This window comes from Piscinibacter defluvii (genome assembly GCF_004011805.1).
Lineage (GTDB): Bacteria > Pseudomonadota > Gammaproteobacteria > Burkholderiales > Burkholderiaceae_C > Piscinibacter > Piscinibacter defluvii.
Genome location: NZ_RCHJ01000003.1, coordinates 269,101 through 287,691 on the forward strand (window position 1 = coordinate 269,101; position 18,591 = coordinate 287,691).

Below are 18,591 nucleotides of genomic sequence, written 5' to 3' on the forward strand. Positions count from 1 at the left end.
TGTCGGGTTCAGGGTTGGAATTTCCAGGCGCCGTTCTGGATCTTCACCATCACGTAGGCACGCTGGTCCAGGCCCAGATGGTCGTTGGGCGACATCGTGAAGATGCCGTGTGCCCCGGCCACGTCCTTGAGCTGCTCGAGCGCGTCGCGCAGCGCGACGCGGAACTCGGCCGTGCCGGGCTTGGCCTTCTTCAGCGCGTTGGGCACCGCGGCGGCCATCAGCAGGCCGGCATCCCAGGCATGCGCGCCGAAGGTCGAGACCGAGCCCTTGCCGTGCGCCGCCTCGTAGGCCGCCACGTAGGCCTGGGCCGACTTGCGCACCGGGTGGCTGGCCGGCAGCTGGTCGGCCACCAGCACCGGGCCGGCGGGCAGGAAGGTGTCGTCCACGTCCTTGCCGCCCACGCGCAGGAAGTCGGCATTGGCGACGCCGTGCGTCTGGTAGTACTTGCCGGTGTAGCCGCGCTCCTTGAGCGTCTTCTGCGGCAGCGCGGCCGGCGTGCCGGAGCCGGCGATCAGCACCGCGTCGGGCTTGGCGCCCATGATCTTCAGCACCTGGCCGGTGACGGCCGTGTCGGTGCGGGCATAACGCTCGTTGGCGACGATCTGCAGCCCCTTGAGCGCCGCCACCTTGCTGAACTCGCCGTACCAGCCCTCGCCGTAGGCGTCGGCGAAGCCGATGAAGCCGACCGTCTTGACGCCGTTGTTGGCCATGTGCCCGGCGATGGCCAGCGACATCATGATGTCGTTCTGCGGGGTCTTGAACACCCAGCGCTTCTTGGCGTCGACCGGCTCGACGATGCGCGCCGAGGCGGCCATGGAGATCATCGGCGTCTGGTTCTCGGCCACCACGTCGATCATCGCCAGCGAGTTGGGCGTGGTGGTCGAGCCGAGCACGATGTCGACCTTGTCCTCGGTGATCAGCTTGCGCGTGTTGGCCACCGCCTTGGTGGTGTCGGAGCCGTCGTCGAGCACGATGTAGTTGACCTTCTGCCCGGCGATGGTCTTGGGCATCAGGTCGATCGTGTTCTTCTCGGGGATGCCCAGCGAGGCCGCCGGGCCGGTGGCCGAGACGGTGACGCCGACGGTGATGTCGGCCTGCGCGGCGCCGGTGGCACCGAGCAGCGCCAGCGCCAGCGGCACGAGCTTGCGGGTGAGGGTCATGGTCTTGTCTCCAGGGGCGTGAGGGGGGCGGGGAATTATCGACTGCTCGGTCGACGAATCAGTTGCGGGCTTCCACCGACGCCGGCGGCGTGACCGCGCCGAGCCCGCCGAGGAACAGGTCGGCGACGATCGGTGCCATGTCGTCGTGGCTGAGCGGTCCCTCGGGCTGCAGCCAGGTGAACATCCAGTTGATCATGCCGAACAGCAGCATGGTCAGCGGCTTGTCGAGCGCGGCGCGCGCCAGTTCCGGGCGCGCCTCGGCGATGGTCGCGGCGAAGGCGGCCACGACGGCGCGCTCCTTGTCGAGCACGCGGCGCCGGTCGCGCGGCTCGAGGAACTTGACGTCCTGCGTCAGCACGCCGTGGTCGTGGCGCGCCAGCGCGTACTCGTGCACGAAACGGCGGATCAGCTCGCGCAGCCGCGCCGGCGGCGCCAGGCGCAGCGCCTCGACCTCGGCCACCAGCGCCGCCAGCCGCGTGACATGGCCCTCGGCGATCTCGCGCAGCAGCTCGTACTTGTCGCTGACGTAGTGGTAGAGCAGCGGCTTGCTGATGCCGCACGCGCGCGCCAGGTCGCTCATCGAGGTGCCCGGGTAGCCCTGGGCCGAGAACAGCCGCGCCGCGGTGCGGACGATGGCCTCGCGGTTGACATCCCAGTCGGGCGACCTGGACCGTGCCATCAGCGTTGGTCGAGCGTGATGGTCACCTTCTGCGTCAGCGGGTGCGCCTGGCAGCACAGCACGAAACCGGAGGCGACCTCGGCCTCGGTGAGCGCATGGTTGCGGTCCATGCGCACCTCGCCCTCCAGCACGCGGCCCTTGCAGGTGGAGCACACGCCGGCCTTGCAGGAGTAGGGCACGTCCAGCCCGGTGCGGCGCGCCGCATCGAGGATCGACGGGTCGCTGAGGCGGAACTCGACCGCACGCTCGAGGCCGTCCATCACCAGCGTGACTTCGGCATGGTCGGCGTCGCGCTCCTCGACATGGTGCGCCGCCGCCGCGGTGACGTCGCCGAAGCGCTCGACGTGGATGTGCCCGCCGCCCACGCCGGCGCGCTCGAGCGCGGTGACCGCCGCGTCGATCATGCCGGCCGGCCCGCAGACGAAGGCCTCGTCGACCGACTCGGCCGGCACCAGCGTGCGCAGGAACTCGCCCAGGCGCTGCTCGTCGAGCCGGCCGTTGAACAGCGGCGCATCCTGCGCCTCGCGCGAGAACACGAAGTGCAGCGACAGGCGGTTCAGGTAGCGGTCCTTCAGCGCCGCGAGCTCCTCGCGCAGCATGGTGGAGGCGAGCTTGCGGTTGCCGTAGATCAGCGAGACGCGCGTGTGCGGCTCCCGCGCCAGCAGCGTCTTGATCAGCGAGAGCATCGGCGTGATGCCGCTGCCCGCGGCGATCATCAGCACGTGGCGCCGCGCCTGCGGCTCGATCGGCAGCGTGAAGCGGCCCTGCGGCGGCAGCACCTGCAGCGCATCGCCCGGCTTGAGCGCCTGCTCGGCCCAGCCCGAGAACTTGCCGCCCGGCAGCAGGCGCACGCCGATGCGCAGGTCGCCGTCGTCCACGCCGCTGCAGATCGAGTAGCTGCGGCGCACGTCCTCGCCGTCGATCTCGGTGCGCAGCGTCAGGTACTGGCCGTGCGTGAAGGCGAAGGTGTCGCGCAGCGTCTGCGGCACGTCGAAGCCGACCAGCAGCGCATCCGCGTCGCGCACGACGCTGGCGACGCTCAGGGGATGGAATTGCAGGCTCATGGTGTCGGTCCGCTCAGATCGGCTTGAAGAGTTCGAAGGGCTCGAGGCAGTCCAGGCAGCGGTACAGCGCCTTGCAGGCGGTGGCGCCGAAGGCCGAGAGCTGCTGCGTGTTCGTGCCGGCGCAGCGCGGGCACGCGATGCTGCGCGGGTGGAAGCGCAGCGGCTGCGCGTCGGCCGCCTGCAGGTGCGGCGGCGCGATGCCGTAGGCGCGCAGCTTCTCGGCGGCGGCCGGGCTGATCCAGTCGGTGGTCCAGGGCGGGTCGAGCCGGTGCTGCACGGCGACCTCGCGCGCGCCGGCCTGGCGCAGCGCGTCGACCACGGCCTGCTCGATCACCTCGGTGGCGGGGCAGCCGGAGTAGGTGGGCGTCAGCGTGACGGCGACACGGTCGTCCGCATCGACGGCCACCGAGCGCACGATGCCGAGGTCGACCACCGAGAGCACCGGCACCTCGGGATCGAGCACCTCGGCCAGCGCGCCCCAGGCCGCCGCCTCGTTCACCACACCGCTCCGGGAAAGGCGCGCGGCAGCGCCTGCATGTGCGCCAGCAGGTAGCCCATGTGCTCGCTGTGTACGCCGCGCTTGCCGGTGGAGCGAAACGGCGTGTCCGCCGGCAGCGCGAGCGTGGCCTCGGCGAGCACGGGATCGATCGAGGCGTGCCAGGCGGGCTGCAGCGTGCTCCAGGCCGGCCCCAGGCCGCTGGCCTGCGCGGCGCGGTCGATCTCGTCGTCGTCGAACCACTCGGCCGTGTAGGGCCACAGCTGCAGCAGCGCGGCCTGCAGGCGGCGCTGCGACTCCTCGGTGCCGTCGCCCAGCCGCACCACCCAGTCGGCACTGTGCTGCCAGTGGTAGCGCACCTCCTTCAGGCTCTTGGCGGCGATGGCGGCGAGCTGAGCGTTCGACGAGCCGGCCAGCGCGCTGCACAGCACCTTCATGAACGACGACCACAGGAAGCTGCGCAGCACCGTCACCGCGAAGTCGCCCACCGGCAGCTCGAGCATGGTCGGGTTGCGGTAGTCGCGCTCGTCGCGCAGGAAGGCGAGCATGTCCTCGTCGCGGCCGCGGCCCTCGAGCAGGCCGGCCAGCGTCAGCAGCGCGCGCGCCTGGCCGATGTGGTCGAGCGCGACGTTGGTCAGCGCGATGTCCTCCTCGAGCACCGGCGCGTGGCCGCACCATTCGGCCAGGCGCTGCCCGTGGATCAGGCAGGCGTCGGCCATGCGCAGGACGTAGAGCGTCGAGTTGTCCATCACATCTGGTCCACGTCGGCCGGCAGCTTGTAGAAGGTCGGGTGGCGGTAGACCTTGTCCTCGGCCGGCTCGAAGAACATGTCGCGCGTGTCCGGGTCGGAGGCGACGATCTGGTCGGACTTCACCACCCAGATGCTCGCGCCCTCCTGGCGGCGGGTGTAGACGTCGCGTGCCATCTGGATCGCCATCGCCGCGTCGCTCGCGTGCAGGCTGCCGCAGTGCTTGTGGTCCAGCCCGCTGCGGCTGCGCACGAACACTTCCCACAGGGGCCATTCGTTCCGGCTCATCTCATGCCACCTTGCTCTTGAGTTGCTTCTTGCGCTCGTGCGCCAGCGCGGCCTCGCGTACCCAGGCGCCGTCGTCCCAGGCCTTGACGCGGGCGGCCAGGCGCTCGCGGTTGCAGGGCCCGTGGCCGTTGACCACGTTCCAGAACTCGGCCCAGTCGATGGCGCCGAAGTCCCAGGACTTGCGTTCCTCGTTCCAGGTCAGGTCCGGGTCGGGCAGGCTGACACCCAGCACCTGGGCCTGCTGCACCGTCGCATCGACGAAGCGCTGGCGCAGCTCGTCGTTGCTCACGCGCTTGATGCCCCAGCGCATCGACTGCGTGCCGTGCGTCGACTCGGCGTCGGGCGGGCCGAACATCATCAGGCTCGGCCACCACCAGCGGTTCACCGCGTCCTGCACCATCGCGCGCTGCTCGGGCGTGCCCCGGCTCATCATCGTGTAGAGCGCGTCGAAGCCCTGGCGCTGGTGGAAGGATTCCTCCTTGCACACCCGCACCATCGCACGTGCGTACGGGCCGTAGGAGCAGCGGCACAGCGGCACCTGGTTCATGATCGCCGCGCCGTCGACCAGCCAGCCGATCACGCCGACGTCGGCCCAGGTCAGCGTCGGGTAGTTGAAGATCGAGCTGTACTTGGCGCGGCCGCTGTGCAGCGCGTCGAGCAGTTCGTCGCGCGAGACGCCCAGCGTCTCGGCGGCGGCGTACAGGTACAGGCCGTGGCCGCCCTCGTCCTGGATCTTGGCCAGCAGGATGGCCTTGCGCTTGAGCGTGGGCGCGCGCGTGACCCAGTTGCCCTCGGGCAGCATGCCGACGATCTCCGAGTGCGCATGCTGGCTGATCTGCCGCACCAGCGTCTTGCGGTAGTGCTCCGGCATCCAGTCCTTGGCCTCGATGAACTCGCCGGCGTCGATGCGTGCCTCGAACGCCGCCTCGCGCGCCTGCTCCTCGGGCGACTTGACCACCTGCACCTTGGCCTCGCGCGCCTCGCGGGCCATCGTGTCCATGGCTTGGGTGTACATCGTGCTGCTCCTTATCCCTTGGGGCGCTTGTCGACGACGCGGCGCGCCTTGCCGACCAGCGTGCGTTCGATCGAATCCGGCAGGCCGACGTCCACCTCGGCGCTCACCCCCACCAGCGTCTTGATGCGGTGCTGCAGCCACTCGCCGATCTCGCGCCGCGAGGCGGTGTCGGCGGCCGCGGCGTCGGGCCGCACCTCGCAGCGCACCGAGAGCTGGTCGAGCAGGCCGTTGCGCGTGACGACCAGCTGGTACTGGCCCGACAGCTTGGCGTGCTGCAGGATCAGCTCCTCGATCTGGGTCGGGAACACGTTCACGCCGCGGATGATCAGCATGTCGTCGCTGCGCCCGACGATCTTGCCCATGCGCCGCATGCTGCGCGCGGTGGGCGGCAGCAGGCGTGTCAGGTCGCGCGTGCGGTAGCGCACCACCGGCAGCGCCTCCTTCGTGAGCGTGGTGAAGACGAGCTCGCCTTCCGCGCCGTCGGGCAGCACCGCGCCGGTCTCGGGGTCGATGATCTCGGGGTAGAAATGGTCTTCCCAGATCACCGGGCCGTCCTTGGCCTCGATGCATTCGTTGGCCACGCCCGGGCCCATCACTTCCGAGAGGCCGTAGATGTCGACCGCGTCGATGCCGGCGCTGGCCTCGATGTCGCGCCGCATCGCCTCGGTCCAGGGCTCGGCGCCGAAGATGCCGACCGAAACGGACATCTTCCGCGGGTCCAGCCCCAGGCGGCGGAACTCCTCGATGATCACCTGCATGTAGCTCGGCGTGACCATGATGATGTCGGGCCGGAAGTCCTGGATCAGCTGCACCTGCTTCTCGGTCTGCCCGCCGGACATGGGAATCACCGTGCAGCCGAGCTTCTCGGCGCCGTAGTGCGCGCCCAGCCCGCCGGTGAACAGGCCGTAGCCGTAGGCCACGTGCACGATGTCGCCGGCGCGGCCGCCGGCGGCACGGATCGAACGCGCCACCAGGCCGGCCCAGCGGTCGATGTCGCCCTGCGTGTAGCCCACCACCGTCGGCTTGCCGGTGGTGCCGGAGGAGGCATGCACACGCACCACCTGCTCGCGCGGCACGGCGAACATGCCGAAGGGGTAGTTCTCGCGCAAGTCCTTCTTGGTGGTGAAGGGGAACTTCGCCAGGTCGGCCAGCGTGCGCAGCTCGTCCGGGTGCACACCCTGAGCCTCGAAGGCGCGGCGGTAGTGCGGCACGTTCTCGTAGGCGTGCCTGAGGCTCCAGCGCAGGCGCTCGAGCTGCAGGGCCTGCAACTCGTCGCGGCTGGCGGTCTCGATCGGCTCCAGGTCGCCGGGGGCGGGGCGCTTGACGGGCATGGGCAGTTCTCCGGATCAGGCCGCCACCACGGGCTTGCCCTTGAGGCGGTACGAACGGCCGCGGAACAGCGCGACGCGCTCGCCGCGCTGGTTGGTGACGTGGATGTCGTAGACGCCCAGCCGCGCCCCCTGCGAGACCGCCTCGCCGCGCGCGACGAGCCGGTCGCCGGCACGTGCCGGTCCGAGCAGTTCGATCTCGAAGCCGGAGGCCACGGTCATCTCGTTCCACGAGTTGCAGGCGTAGGCAAAGGCCATGTCGGCGAGCGTCGCGATCAGGCCGCCCTGGCAGGAGCCGAAGCCGTTGAGCATCTCCTCGCGCACCGTCATGGCCACGCTCGCCGTGCCGGGGCCGACGGCCACCACCTCCATGCCCAGGGCATGGGCGGCGCGGTCGGTGGCGTACATGGTGTCGCGCACGCGCTCGGCGAGCGCCTGGGCGGCGGCATCGTCGCGGGCGTTCATCACCGGTCCTTGAACTGCGGTGCGCGCTTGGCGAAGAACGCCGTCACGCCTTCCTGGTAGTCGTGGGCGAAGCCGAGCTTGCGCTGCACGTCGGCCTCGCGGCTGAGCGCCTCGGCCAGCGACAGGTGGTCGGCCGCGGCGAAGGCGCGGCGCGTCTCGGCCAGGGCGTGGCTCGGCATCGCCGCGAGCCGCGCGGCGACCGCCTGGGCCTCGGCGGCGAGCGCCGCGTCGTCGACCACGCGCCAGATCAGGCCGATGCGCTGCGCCTCCTCGGCCGGCAGCTTGTCGCCCAGCAGCGCCAGCGCGAGGGCGTTGGCGCGGCCCACCAGCCGCGGCAGCAGCCAGGTGCCGCCGCAGTCCGGGATCAGGCCGATCTTCGCGAAGGCCTGGATGAACGAGGCCGAACGTGCCGCGAGCACCAGGTCGCAGTTCAGCGCCAGGTTCGCGCCGGCGCCGGCGGCGACGCCGTTGACCGCCGCGACCAGCGGCACCGGGAAGTCGGCCAGCAGCAGCGCCAGCGGCTTGTAGCGTGATTCGATCAGTGCGCCGATGTCGCGCGGCTGCGGCCCGGGGGCGACGGCCGGGTCGGACAGGTCCTGCCCGGCGCAGAAGCCGCGGCCGGCGCCGGTGAGCACCACGCAGCGCACCGTCGCATCGGCGGCGGCGTCCTTGAGGGCCGCCATCAAGGCGTCGTGCAGCGCACCGTCGAAGCTGTTCAGCGCCTGCGGGCGGTTCAGCGTCAGCGTCAGCACGGCGCCATCGCGGCGGGTCAGCAGCACGGGATCGTCGGTCGGCATCGGTGGGGCTTGATGGTTATTCGTTGACCGATCGGTCAATGAAAGTTAATGTAGGTCAACCCGTGTTCCGCGGCAAGCCGGCCGGAATGCGGGAAAGCCCCAACCACCACCCAGCGAGACCCCCATGCCCTGTTACCGACTCGACGGCTGGACGCCCGTCGTCGACCCGAGCGCGCACGTCCATCCCAGCGCGGTGCTGATCGGCGACGTGATCGTCGGCCCCGGCTGCTACATCGGCCCCTGCGCCAGCCTGCGCGGCGACTTCGGCCGCATCGTGCTGCACGAGGGCGCCAACCTGCAGGACACCTGCGTGATGCACGGCTTCCCTGGCGCCGACACGCTGATCGAGGCCGACGGCCATGTCGGCCACGGCGCAGTGCTGCACGGCTGCATCGTGCGGCGCGGCGCGCTGGTGGGCATGAATGCGGTAGTGATGGACGAGGCCGAGGTGGGCGAGGGCGCCTTCGTCGCGGCGAGCGCGTTCGTGCGCGCGGGCTTCAAGATCCCGCCGCGCACGCTGGCCGCCGGTGTGCCGGCCAAGGTGCTGCGCGAACTGACCGAGCAGGAACTGGCCTGGAAGGCCGAGGGCACCGGGCTCTACCAGGCGCTGACGCGGCGCTGCCTGGCCTCGCTGGAGGAGGTGGCGCCGCTGAGCGCCGTGCAGCCCGACCGGCCGCGCATGACGGTCAGCGAGCTGAAGCCGCTGGTGGCGACCAAGCGGGCCTGAGGGCCACGCCCGGACGGGCAAGTTCCCGCGCCGCCGGGCCCGTCACTCGACGGTGGCGGCCGGCCGCTCGCCGCCGAGCGCCTGGAGCAGGTTGTTCGTCGCCAGCACCGCCATCGCGTGGCGCGTCTCGTGCGTGGCCGAGCCGATGTGCGGCAAGGCCGTGACCTGCGGGTGGGTGCGCAGCGGCGAGTCGGGCGGCAGCGGCTCGACCGCGAACACGTCGAGCCCGGCGGCGCGCAGGTGCCCGCTGTCCAGCGCCGCCAGCAGGTCGGCCTCGTTCACGATGCCGCCGCGCGAACCGTTGACGAAGATCGCGCCGGGCTTCATGGCCGCGAAGCGCCGTGCGTCCATCAGCCCGCGCGTTTCGTCGGTCAGCGGCAGCGTCGAGACCACGATGTCGGCCGCGCCGAGCAGCGCCTCGAGCGGGGCCAGGCGCGCCCGGCCGCCGAGCTCGGGCAGGTCGACCGCAAACGGGTTGTGGTAGAGCACCGGCATGCCGAAGCCGAGCGCCGCGCGCCGCGCCACGGCCTGGCCGATGCGGCCGAAGCCGAGGATGCCGAGTGTCTTGCCGTGCACGTCCCAGCCGAACAGCGTCTCGTCGATGTTGCGCGTCCAGCGGCCTTCGCGCACGTGCAGCGCCAGCTCGACGAGGCGCCGGCTGGTGGCCATGACCAGCGCGAAGATCGTGTCGGCGGTGGTCTCGGTCAGCACCCCCGGGGTGTTGCACAGCACGATGCCGCGCTGCTTCAGCGCCGCCAGGTCGTAGTTGTCGACGCCGACCGAGATGCTCGACACCACCTCGAGGCGTGGCGCGTGGGCGAGCACCGCCTCGTCGATGCGGAAGCTCGAGCCGATCAGGCCCTGCGCCTGCGGCAGGGCGGCGAAGAACGCATCACGCTGCGCCGGCACCCGCGGGTTGGCGACCGTCACGTCGTGGGCCGCCTGCAGGCGCGCCAGCTGGTCGGCGGGCAGCTCGCGGAAGACGAGCACGTTCTTGCGGGTCATGGTCCGGATTCCTCGAGTTGGGCCCGCGTGGGCAGTCCTTCGGTGTCGCCGAGCACCTGCACGGCGCGGGCGCCGATCCAGGCCCCGCGCCGCACCGCGTCGGTGACCGCGCGGCCTTCGAGCAGGGCGCTGATCACGCCCACCGCGAAGCCGTCTCCCGCCCCGACGGTGTCGACGACCTGCGCCACCGGGAAGCCGGCGACTCGGCCGCTGCCGGCCGCGCCGTCGTAGTACGCGCCTTCGGGGCCGAGCTTGACGACGACCAGCCGCGCGCCGCGGTCGCGGTAGAAGCGGGCGATGCCTTCGGGCGTGTCGGCGCCGGTCAGGAAGCGGCCCTCCTCGATGCCCGGCAGCACCCAGTCGGCCTGCGCCGCGAGCTCGTTGATCACCTCGCGCATGCGCTCCGGCGAGGGCCAGAGGGCGGGCCGCAGGTTGGGGTCGAACGAGATCGTCCGGCCGGCCGCCCGCATCAGGGCCAGGCTGCGCCGCGCCGTGGCCAGGCAGCTGTCCGACAGCGCCGCGAACACGCCGGTGGCGTGCAGATGGCGCGCCGAGGCCAGCCAGGGCACGTCGATCTGCTCGGGCTGGAACAGGCTCGCCGCCGAGCCTTTGCGGTGGTACTCCACTGGCGGGTCGCCGCCGCCGGCCACGCGGCCCTTGAACTGCAGGCCGGTGCGCTGCGCCGGATCGCCCACGACATGCGAGCAGTCGATGCCCTCGCGCTGCATCGTGCCGAGCAGGTAGCGCGCCATCGAGTCGGTGCCGAGCCGGCTGACCCAGCCGACCTTCAGCCCGAGCCGCGCCAGGCCGATCGCCACGTTGGTCTCGGCGCCGGCGCTGCGCCTGGCGAAGCACTCGGCCTCCTCGATCGGCCCGGGCCGGTCGGCGACCAGCATCAGCATCGCCTCGCCGAAGGTGACGACGTCCAGGCTCATGCCAGGCTCCTCGCCACCGCACGCAGCTGCTCGACCTCGCGCCGCGTCAGCGCCAGCAGGTCCTCGCCCGCGAGCGGGTATTCGATCGCCCAGGGCCGCCCGCCGGGCAGGCCGCGCAGCACCGCGCGCCACGGCGCGGCGGATTCGCCCAGCGGCACCGCGATCCAGCGCTGCGGCTGGCGCTGCACGCCCTTGCAGTGCACGTAGGCCACACGCGGCGCGAGCGTGGCCGCGGCCTGCAGCGGGCATTCGCCCGTCCAGTGCCAGTTGCCCATGTCGAAGGTCATGCCGAGCTGCAACCCGTGGGCTTGTGCCGCGTCGAAGAAGCGCGCCAGCGCCGTGAGCGTGCCGGCCCCGGCGGTCTGGTCGTTCTCGATCAGCAGCTCGACGCCGGCATCGGCCAGGCGATCGCCCAGCCGCGGCAGCGAGCCCGAGGAGGCCGCCGTCCAGCCGCCGATCGACATCTTCAGGCGCGCGGCGCCGAGCCGGCCCGCCGCACGCAGCGCGCGTTCGAGTGCGTCGCGATCCAGGCTGCCGGCCTCGGACCACAGCCCCTCGGGGCTGGAGTAGACAAGCTGCAGCGGCCCGGCCGCGTCGGCGATGGCCGGCAACTCGGCCTCGCCGTCGACCAGCAGTTCGCCGCGCACCTCGATGCCGTCGGCGCCGGCCTGGGCGGCCAGGCGCGTGAACCAGGGCTGCCCGTGGCGCCGCACCTCGGCGGCTCCGAACGAGGACAGCGAGATCAGGATGCTGCTCATCTCAGGCATGCGCCGGCTGGCCGTGGTGCGAGCTGAGGATCTGGCCGAGGAAGGCCTGCAGCTTCGGGTGCTCGGGCTGCGCGAAGAAGCGCTGCGGCGGCCCCTGCTCGAGGATGCGACCGTCGGCCATGAAGATCACCCGGTCGGCGACGCTGCGCGCGAAGCCCATCTCGTGGGTGACGCACAGCATGGTCATGCCGTCCTCGGCCAGCGAGATCATCGTGTCGAGCACCTCCTTGACCATCTCCGGGTCGAGCGCCGAGGTCGGCTCGTCGAACAGCATGATCTTCGGGCTCATGCACAGCGCACGCGCGATCGCGACGCGCTGCTGCTGGCCGCCGGAGAGCTGGCTCGGGTACTTGTGGGCCTGGTCGGGGATGCGCACCCGCCGCAGGTACTTCATCGCCGTCTCCTCGGCCTCGGCCTGGCTCGTGCCGCGGGTGTGCATCGGCGCGAGCGTGCAGTTCTGCAGCACGGTCAGGTGCGGGAACAGGTTGAACTGCTGGAACACCATGCCGACCTCGCGCCGCACCGCGTCGACGTTCCTGCGGTGGTGGCCGGTGAGCTCGATGCCGTCGACGACGATGCGGCCCTGCTGCACCTTCTCGAGGTGGTTGATGCAGCGGATCAGCGTCGACTTGCCCGAGCCCGAGGGCCCGCAGATGACGATGCGCTCGCCCTGGCGCACGTCGAGGTCGACGTCGGTCAGGACCTGGAAGTGGCCGTACCACTTGCTGACCTTCTCGATGCGGATGATGGGATCTTGGGTGCTCATCGCGGTGTCCGGTGAGAGTGAAGGGGCAGCTTCAGTTGGCTGCCGGCAGCGCCGGCAGGTCGGACTGCAGCCACTTCTTGTAGAGCTTGCCGAGCTCGCCGTTGGCGGTGTTCTTCGCCACGAAGGCGTCGACCGTCTTCAGCAGGTCGGGCTGGCCCTGGCGCATCGCCACGGCCATGAACTGCTGCTTGAGCACCAGCTTGTTCTCGAAGGCGTCGCCGGCGCGCCGGGCGATCTGCGCGGCCACCGTCGTCGAGCAGCCGATCGCGTCGACCTGGCCGGACAGCAGCGCCTGCATCGCCGAGGCGTCGTCGTCGAAGCGGCGGATCTCGGTGCCTTCGGGTGCGATGGCGGTCAGCGCGGTGTCCTGCGTGCTGGCGCGGGCCACGGCGACGCGCACGCCCTTCAGGTCGGCCGGCGTCTTGATGGCCTTGGCCTTCGCGCCGTAGAGCACGATGGTCGCCGCGGAGTAGGGGCGCGAGAACTGCACCTGCCTGGCACGCTCGGGCGTGACCGCGAGCGAGGCCACCAGCAGGTCGACCTTGTTGGTCAGCAGGAACGGGATGCGGTTCGGGCCCGTCACCGGCACGAGGTTGAGCTTGACGCCCAGGTCCCTGGCGAGCAGCCTGGCGACGTCGGCGTCGTAGCCGTCGGGGTTGTTCGACGCGTCGACCGTGCCGTAGGGCGGGAAGTCGACCAGCATGCCGATCGTGATCGAGCCCTTCTTCCTGATCTCCTCGGCGGTCTGGGCCGAGGCGAACAGCGGAACGAGCGCGAGGGCCAGCGCGGCGGCGGCGAATTGGCGGCGGATCATGGACGAGTCTCCTGGGAGCATGGGGGGAGGTGAGGAGGTCAGCGCGCCAGCACGGCAGCGCGGCGTTTCTCGATGCGGCCGGCCCACAGCGAGAGCGGCCAGCACAGCGCGAAATAGATCGCCCCGACCACGCTGAACACGATCAGCGGCTGGAAGGTGGCGTTGTTGATGATCTGCCCGGCGCGGGTGATCTCGGTGAAGCCGATGATCGCGGCCAGCGAGGTGCCCTTGATCACCTGCACCATGTAGCCGACCGTCGGCGGCAGCGCGATCTTCCAGGCCTGCGGCAGCACGACGAGGCGCATGCGTGCGGCGTAGTGCAGGCCGAGCGCATCGGCCGCCTCCCATTGCCCGCGCGGGATGGCCTGGATCGAGCCGCGCCAGATCTCGCCCAGGAAGGCGCTGGTGTTCAGGATCAGCGCGACGCTCGCCGCGATCCACGGGCTGATCTCGATGCCCAGCACCGGGGCGCCGAAGAACACCAGGAACAGCTGCATCAGCAGAGGTGTGCCCTGGAACACCTGGATGAAGGCGGTGGCCAGGCGTTGGGCGACGAGGTTCTCCGCGGTGCGGGCGAGTGCCACGGCGAGCCCGCCGATCGCACCGCCGACGAAGGCGATCAGCGACAGCAGCACCGTCCACTGGGCGGCCTGCAGGATGAACCAGAAGTCTTGGAAGCCGAAGGTGCGCATGGGGGGCCTCGTTCAGCGGCGGTCGGGGTAGGACAGCGCGTGGCGCTGGATCAGGCGGAACAGCGCCGAGAAGGCAAGCGCCAGCGCCAGGTAGATGGCGGTGACGACGATGTAGATCTCGAAGCTGCGGAAGGTCTGCGACTGCAGGTTGGCGGCCACCGAGGTCAGGTCGTCGGCCGAGATCACCGAGACCACCGCCGAGCTCAGCATCAGCAGGATGAACTGGCTGGTCAGCGCCGGGAAGATCGCGCGCAGCGCCGGCTTCAGGATGATCAGCCGGAAGATCTGGTGCGCCTTCAGGTTGAGCGCCATCCCGGCCTCGATCTGCCCCTTCGGGATCGACTCGATGCCGGCGCGGATGATCTCGGTCGCGTAGGCGCCGAGGTTGACGACCATCGCCGTCAGCGCCGCGGTGTACGGCGACCAGCGCAGCCCGATCGCCGGCAGCGCGAAGAAGAAGAAGAACAGCTGGACCAGGAAGGGCGTGTTGCGGATCAGCTCGATGTAGGCCTGCACGACCCAGCGCAGCGGCCGCGGGCCGGAGGTCTTGGCCCAGGCGCACGCGATGGCGACCAGCAGACCGAGCAGCGTCGCCATCAGCGAGAGCTGCACCGTGATCCACGTGCCCTTGAGCAACAGCGGCCAGGCGGCCAGCACGTCGCCGAACTGAAAGTCGTAGTCCACCTGAATCGCCCTTTCGTCTGAAACCGGTTTCTAGTTTAGGAAACCGGTTTCAGAATGCGATCAGTGCAAACCCTAGGGTGTGGATCGGGGTGGTCAGGCGGCCGCGCCGGCCGGGCGCGACGAGGCCCGTTGCACGAGTCGCCCGGCCAGCAGGATCTGGCGCGGCGGCAGGTCGCGACCCTGCAGGCGTTCGAGCAGGCAGCTCGTTGCCACGCGCCCGATGTCGTCGGTCGGCTGCTCGATCGTGCTCAGGCCCGCACCGACCAGGGGGGCCCACTCGGTCTCGTCGAAGCCGACGAAGCCGAGCTCGCGGCCGAACTGCCAGCCCAGCCGCGCCACCGCGGCGGCGACGCGCAGCGTGACCAGCGCGTTGCTCGACAGCACCGCGGCCGGCCGCGCCCCGGCGCGCCGCTTCAGGTCGCGCAGCGCGCGGTCGAGTGCGGCGTCGTCGGCGTCGGCCAGCTCGATCGCGCGTCCGGCGCGACCGTCGTCGCGGGCGGCGATGCAGGCGCGGAACGCCGCTTCGCGTTCGATGCGCGAACTGACGCCGCTGACCGCCTCGGTCACGTACAGCAGTTCGCGGTAGCCGTTGCCGACGAGGTGCTCGACCGCCTGCCCGACGGCGTCGGCGTTGTCGAGCGAGACGAAGTCGGCCTTCATGCCGGGGTGCCGGCGATCGACCAGCACGGCCGGCTTGCCATGGCGTGCCACCTCGCTGGCGGCGCTCTCGTCGGCGCCCAGCGTGTTGAGGATGAAGCCCTCGACCTGGTAGGCCGCCAGCGCCTCGATGCCCTCGCGCTCGCGCTCGCTCGCGTTGCCGAGGTTGAACAGCATCACCAGATAGCCGGCCTGCTGCGCGGCCTTCTCGGCGCCGCGCAGCATTGCCACCGAGTACGGGTTGGCGATGTCGGCCACGACCAGGCCGATCAGGCGCGAGCGCCCGCGCTTGAGCGCCTGTGCCATCGGGCTCGGGACGTAGCCCAGGGCGGCAATCGCCTTCTCCACCTTGCTCGCGATCTCGGGCGTCAGCAGGGTGTCGCGGTGGTTGAGGAAGCGCGAGACGGTCGCCTTGGAGACGCCCGCGGCACGTGCGACGTCGGCGATCGTGGCCCGGCCCTCGGGCTTCGCATCGGCGGGAGTTCCGGGGTTCATCGGCGCGGAGTGTGAAACCAGTTTCACGACCAATGCTACCCAAAACGGACCGCCGGTCAAGGCGATCGTCGCCGGGCACGGCGCCCGGCGCCGTGCCTCAGCCCTTCCAGGTGAACGGGAAGGCGAGCTGGCGGAAGAACCCGTCGGGCACGTAGTCGCCCTGCACGCCGTAGCGCTCGGGCCAGTCGCGCCCGGACTGCACCGCGGTGCCGAACAGGTGGTCGAGGAAGGCGAAGTGTGCCGCGTAATTGCGGTCGATCGCGTCGTCGTCCTGCGAGTGGTGCCAGTGGTGGAAGTTGGGCGTGACGATCAGGTAGCGCAAGGGCCCGAGCCGCACGCTCACGTTGGCGTGGTTGAACACCGCCTGGAAGCCGACGATCACGATGTAGGCGTCGATCACGTCCTTGCTGAAGCCGAGCACGACGATCGGTGCCAGCACCAGCGTGCGCGTGATCAGCAGCTCGACGATGTGCTGGCGCGAGCCGGCCAGCCAGTCCATGCTCTTCACGCTGTGGTGCACGGCGTGCAGGCGCCAGAGCAGCGGGATCTCGTGGTACGCGCGGTGCGTCCAGTACTGCACCAGGTCGGCCACCAGCACGATCAGGAACAGCGCGACGAAGAAGTTCAGCCCCTGCACCCAGCCCCGCACGCCGTCGTGTGCGGCCCAGCCGAACAGCTGGTGCACCGCCAGGTTGGTGGCCAGCAGCACGAAGCCGACCACCATGTGGTTGACGATGAAGTGGTGGAAGTCGGTCTGCCACTCGGCGCGGAACACCGGCTGCTCGCGGCGCAGCGCGAACAGCTTCTCGACGAAGATGAAGATCAGCGAGGAGCCCAGCAGGTCGAGGATGAACCAGTCCAGGCCGATGTAGGGCGTGTGGTCGGCGAAGTCGGCCACCGGCACCTTGTGGCCGCCCAGCAGCGCGGACAGCACCACGAGCGCGAAGGCCGCCAGCGCCAGCCAGCGTGTGCGCCACAGCACGATGTTCAGCAGCGCCAGGCCGCCGGCCACGACCATCGACCAGTACAGCAGCGTGCGCATCGCCTCCACGCTGTAGCTCTTGCGCAGCTGGGGCGTGGTCAGGTACTCGGGAAAGTGGAAGGCCAGCACGCCGAGGAAGCACAGGATGGCGAGCACCAGCGCGATCACGCCGGTGATCATCCCGCTGCCCGGGCGCAGCGCGCCGTGCGAGGCGCTCAGGCGGTTCAGCTTGTCGAGTTCTTCCATGCGCAAACTCCTCCGCCGCGCATGGTAGGGGCCTGTCGTGCCGTCAGGCGGCCTGCTCGTGTTGCATTGGTTGTGGCTGCGTTGCGCCGGCGTGAACCAGGCCACGCAGCACGTCGCCGACGATCACCACCGCCGGGCTGCCGAGCCCGGCGGCCGCCACGTCCGCGGCCAGCGTGCCCAGCGTCGTGACGAGCTGGCGCTGCTGCGGCAGGCTGGCGTGCTGCACCACGGCCGCGGGCGTCGCGGCCGGCAGCGCCGCCAGCAGGCCACGCTGCAGCTCGGGCAGCGTCGCCACGCCCATGTAGACCACCAGCGTCAGCCCCTGCGCCGCCGCGGCGGCGAGCGTGGGCCAGTGCAGCGCCGCGTCGGCGCCGCGTGCGTGGCCGGTGACCAGCATCACGCCGTGTGCATGGTCGCGGTGCGTCAGCGGCGCGCCCAGCGAGGTCGCAGCCGCGAGGCCGGCCGTGATGCCGTTCACCACCGCGACCCGGATGCCCTGCGCACGCAGGTGCTCGGCCTCCTCGCCCCCGCGGCCGAACACGAAGGGGTCGCCGCCCTTCAGGCGCACCACACGCTCGCCCTTCAGGGCCTCGGCGGCCATCAGCTTCTCGATGAAGGCCTGCGGCGTGCTCGCACAACCGCCGCGCTTGCCGACCTGCACGATGCGCGCCGAGCGCCGCGCGTAGCGCAGCACGCCGGGGCCGACCAGGTCGTCCACCAGCAGCACGGTCGCCGAGCGGATGGCGCGCACCGCCTTGATCGTCAGCAGCTCGGGATCGCCGGGGCCGGCGCCGACCAGGGTGACCTGTCCGGTCATGCGGATTTCTCCTGGGTCTGCAGGTGCGCGACGGCGATCAGCGCGCGCGCCAGGCAGTCCACCTGCTGGGTGATGGGTGTCGGCGCCGGCTTCTCACCGCTGACGACCGACTGGATGTACAGCGCCGTGGTGGCCGCGTCGCACTCGCGCGGCAGCACCGGCAGCTCGGTCAGCACGCCCTCCTGCGCCGGGCGCGAGAGCTCGGGGCGCAGCTGGCCGGCCACGTAGACGTCGAGCCGCGGCGCGCGCCGCGGGTCGGCCACCGGCTCACCTTCGGTGCCGCGCATCAGCACCGCATGCGCGGCGGTGTGGGCCAGGAACTGCGCCAGCGTGGTGCCGTATTCCGGGTGCGTGTAGTTGACGACCCGCAGCGTCGCGCCGCTGCGGCAGGGCGAGAGCAGCTTGGCCACGGTGTGCCCGGGGTTGCGCAATCCGATCACCCAGCGTGCATCGAGCAGGTGCGCCAGCGGCGGGCACAGGGCCTCGGTGCGGATGAACACCGGCTCGTGCCGCGACCAGGCATGTTCGATGTCGGCCACGTCGTCCGCGCAGGGCAGGCCGAGGTCGTGGAACACCTCGGCGGTGGTGACGCGCCCCGGGTCGTGCTGCGGGCCGTGCACCAGCACCTGCACGCCTTCCTGCGCCAGCAGCAGCGCGAGCAGCGCCGTCAGGTTGGGCAGCTTGCGCGCGCCGTTGTAGGACGGCAGCACGATGGTCGGCCGGCTGGGGCGGACCGGGAGGCAGCGCTCCTGCACGGCCTCGAGGAAGCCGGCCAGCTCGTCGATCGACTCGCCCTTGATGCGCATGGCCACCGCGAACGCGCCGATCTCCAGCTCGGTGACGCGCCGGTCCAGCACCTGGCTCATCAGGTCGTAGGCCTGGGCCTGGGTCAGCGCCCGCGCGCCTTCCTTGCCACGGCCGATCTCCTTGATGTACGGGGCGATGCTCATGTCGGTCTCCGGGC

Annotated in this window: 22 protein-coding genes; 1 reads left to right on the top strand and 21 read right to left on the bottom strand. The window is 71.0% G+C overall.

The features are described 5' to 3' along the window. Positions 1–8: 8 nt before the first annotated feature. From D9C15_RS10735 to D9C15_RS10780, 10 genes are read right to left on the bottom strand one after another with little or no spacing between them, the layout of a single operon-like run. Positions 9–1,160, bottom strand: coding sequence for an ABC transporter substrate-binding protein (locus D9C15_RS10735; RefSeq protein ID WP_127997440.1), 1,152 nt, complete (start codon positions 1,158–1,160; stop codon positions 9–11). Between the two features lie 58 nt (positions 1,161–1,218). Then, entirely contained in the window at positions 1,219–1,839 is a 621-nt protein-coding gene (locus D9C15_RS10740) for a TetR/AcrR family transcriptional regulator (protein WP_127997441.1), read from the bottom strand. After that, the gene (gene paaE / locus D9C15_RS10745; RefSeq protein ID WP_127997442.1) at positions 1,839–2,903 is read right to left on the bottom strand and encodes a 1,2-phenylacetyl-CoA epoxidase subunit PaaE; all 1,065 of its coding nucleotides are present in this window, start codon (positions 2,901–2,903) and stop codon (positions 1,839–1,841) included. Before paaE ends, D9C15_RS10740 begins: the two co-directional genes overlap by 1 nt. Positions 2,904–2,916: 13 nt before the next feature. Continuing rightward, complete coding sequence (gene paaD / locus D9C15_RS34005) at positions 2,917–3,405, bottom strand: 1,2-phenylacetyl-CoA epoxidase subunit PaaD (RefSeq protein ID WP_127997443.1); 489 nt, start codon at positions 3,403–3,405, stop codon at positions 2,917–2,919. After that, on the bottom strand, positions 3,399–4,148 hold the full coding sequence (gene paaC, locus D9C15_RS34010; protein ID WP_127997444.1) for a 1,2-phenylacetyl-CoA epoxidase subunit PaaC: 750 nt from the start codon (positions 4,146–4,148) through the stop codon (positions 3,399–3,401). The genes paaD and paaC overlap by 7 nt, the downstream gene beginning before the upstream one ends. After that, positions 4,148–4,435: a 1,2-phenylacetyl-CoA epoxidase subunit PaaB gene (paaB, locus tag D9C15_RS10760; RefSeq protein WP_127997445.1), complete on the bottom strand. Its 288-nt coding sequence runs from the start codon at positions 4,433–4,435 to the stop codon at positions 4,148–4,150. Before paaB ends, paaC begins: the two co-directional genes overlap by 1 nt. Position 4,436: 1 nt before the next feature. After that, positions 4,437–5,450: a 1,2-phenylacetyl-CoA epoxidase subunit PaaA gene (paaA, locus tag D9C15_RS10765; protein ID WP_127997446.1), complete on the bottom strand. Its 1,014-nt coding sequence runs from the start codon at positions 5,448–5,450 to the stop codon at positions 4,437–4,439. An 11-nt stretch (positions 5,451–5,461) separates the two neighbouring features. Beyond that, entirely contained in the window at positions 5,462–6,781 is a 1,320-nt protein-coding gene (gene paaK, locus D9C15_RS10770) for a phenylacetate--CoA ligase PaaK (RefSeq protein ID WP_127997447.1), read from the bottom strand. 15 nt (positions 6,782–6,796) lie between these two features. Next, on the bottom strand, positions 6,797–7,243 hold the full coding sequence (gene paaI / locus D9C15_RS10775; protein ID WP_127997448.1) for a hydroxyphenylacetyl-CoA thioesterase PaaI: 447 nt from the start codon (positions 7,241–7,243) through the stop codon (positions 6,797–6,799). Then, positions 7,243–8,040 carry an enoyl-CoA hydratase-related protein gene (locus D9C15_RS10780; RefSeq protein WP_127997449.1) on the bottom strand — a complete coding sequence of 266 codons (798 nt, stop codon included), beginning with the start codon at positions 8,038–8,040 and terminating at the stop codon, positions 7,243–7,245. The genes paaI and D9C15_RS10780 overlap by 1 nt, the downstream gene beginning before the upstream one ends. 124 nt (positions 8,041–8,164) lie before the next feature. On the opposite strand from D9C15_RS10780, the gene D9C15_RS10785 reads away from it, so the two are divergent. Then, positions 8,165–8,767, top strand: coding sequence for a phenylacetic acid degradation protein PaaY (locus tag D9C15_RS10785; RefSeq protein ID WP_127997450.1), 603 nt, complete (start codon positions 8,165–8,167; stop codon positions 8,765–8,767). 42 nt (positions 8,768–8,809) lie between these two features. Here the strand turns inward: D9C15_RS10785 and D9C15_RS10790 are convergent, their stop codons facing one another. The 11 genes from D9C15_RS10790 to ybiB all read right to left on the bottom strand — a co-directional run bounded on the left by D9C15_RS10790 (position 8,810) and on the right by ybiB (position 18,577). Then, positions 8,810–9,772 carry a 2-hydroxyacid dehydrogenase gene (locus D9C15_RS10790; protein ID WP_127997451.1) on the bottom strand — a complete coding sequence of 321 codons (963 nt, stop codon included), beginning with the start codon at positions 9,770–9,772 and terminating at the stop codon, positions 8,810–8,812. Next, the gene (locus D9C15_RS10795) at positions 9,769–10,707 is read right to left on the bottom strand and encodes a sugar kinase (RefSeq protein WP_127997452.1); all 939 of its coding nucleotides are present in this window, start codon (positions 10,705–10,707) and stop codon (positions 9,769–9,771) included. The genes D9C15_RS10790 and D9C15_RS10795 overlap by 4 nt, the downstream gene beginning before the upstream one ends. Continuing rightward, a complete protein-coding gene (locus tag D9C15_RS10800; protein ID WP_127997453.1) occupies positions 10,704–11,465 on the bottom strand; it encodes a sugar phosphate isomerase/epimerase family protein in 762 nt (253 codons plus the stop codon). The genes D9C15_RS10795 and D9C15_RS10800 overlap by 4 nt, the downstream gene beginning before the upstream one ends. Before the next feature lies 1 nt (position 11,466). Further along, a complete protein-coding gene (locus D9C15_RS10805) occupies positions 11,467–12,240 on the bottom strand; it encodes an amino acid ABC transporter ATP-binding protein (RefSeq protein ID WP_127997454.1) in 774 nt (257 codons plus the stop codon). A 31-nt stretch (positions 12,241–12,271) separates the two neighbouring features. Next, the gene (locus D9C15_RS10810; RefSeq protein ID WP_127997455.1) at positions 12,272–13,054 is read right to left on the bottom strand and encodes a transporter substrate-binding domain-containing protein; all 783 of its coding nucleotides are present in this window, start codon (positions 13,052–13,054) and stop codon (positions 12,272–12,274) included. Between the two features lie 38 nt (positions 13,055–13,092). Further along, on the bottom strand, positions 13,093–13,746 hold the full coding sequence (locus D9C15_RS10815) for an amino acid ABC transporter permease (protein ID WP_127997456.1): 654 nt from the start codon (positions 13,744–13,746) through the stop codon (positions 13,093–13,095). Positions 13,747–13,758: 12 nt separating this feature from the next. After that, positions 13,759–14,430, bottom strand: a complete 672-nt coding sequence (locus tag D9C15_RS10820) for an amino acid ABC transporter permease (RefSeq protein ID WP_127997457.1) — start codon at positions 14,428–14,430, stop codon at positions 13,759–13,761. Positions 14,431–14,523: 93 nt separating this feature from the next. Beyond that, entirely contained in the window at positions 14,524–15,582 is a 1,059-nt protein-coding gene (locus D9C15_RS10825; protein WP_127997458.1) for a LacI family DNA-binding transcriptional regulator, read from the bottom strand. A 97-nt stretch (positions 15,583–15,679) separates the two neighbouring features. Next, positions 15,680–16,810, bottom strand: coding sequence for a sterol desaturase family protein (locus D9C15_RS10830; RefSeq protein WP_127997459.1), 1,131 nt, complete (start codon positions 16,808–16,810; stop codon positions 15,680–15,682). 43 nt (positions 16,811–16,853) lie between these two features. Beyond that, entirely contained in the window at positions 16,854–17,627 is a 774-nt protein-coding gene (gene cobA / locus D9C15_RS10835; RefSeq protein WP_127997460.1) for a uroporphyrinogen-III C-methyltransferase, read from the bottom strand. Next, positions 17,624–18,577, bottom strand: a complete 954-nt coding sequence (gene ybiB / locus D9C15_RS10840; RefSeq protein WP_127997461.1) for a DNA-binding protein YbiB — start codon at positions 18,575–18,577, stop codon at positions 17,624–17,626. Before ybiB ends, cobA begins: the two co-directional genes overlap by 4 nt. Positions 18,578–18,591: the final 14 nt, after the last annotated feature.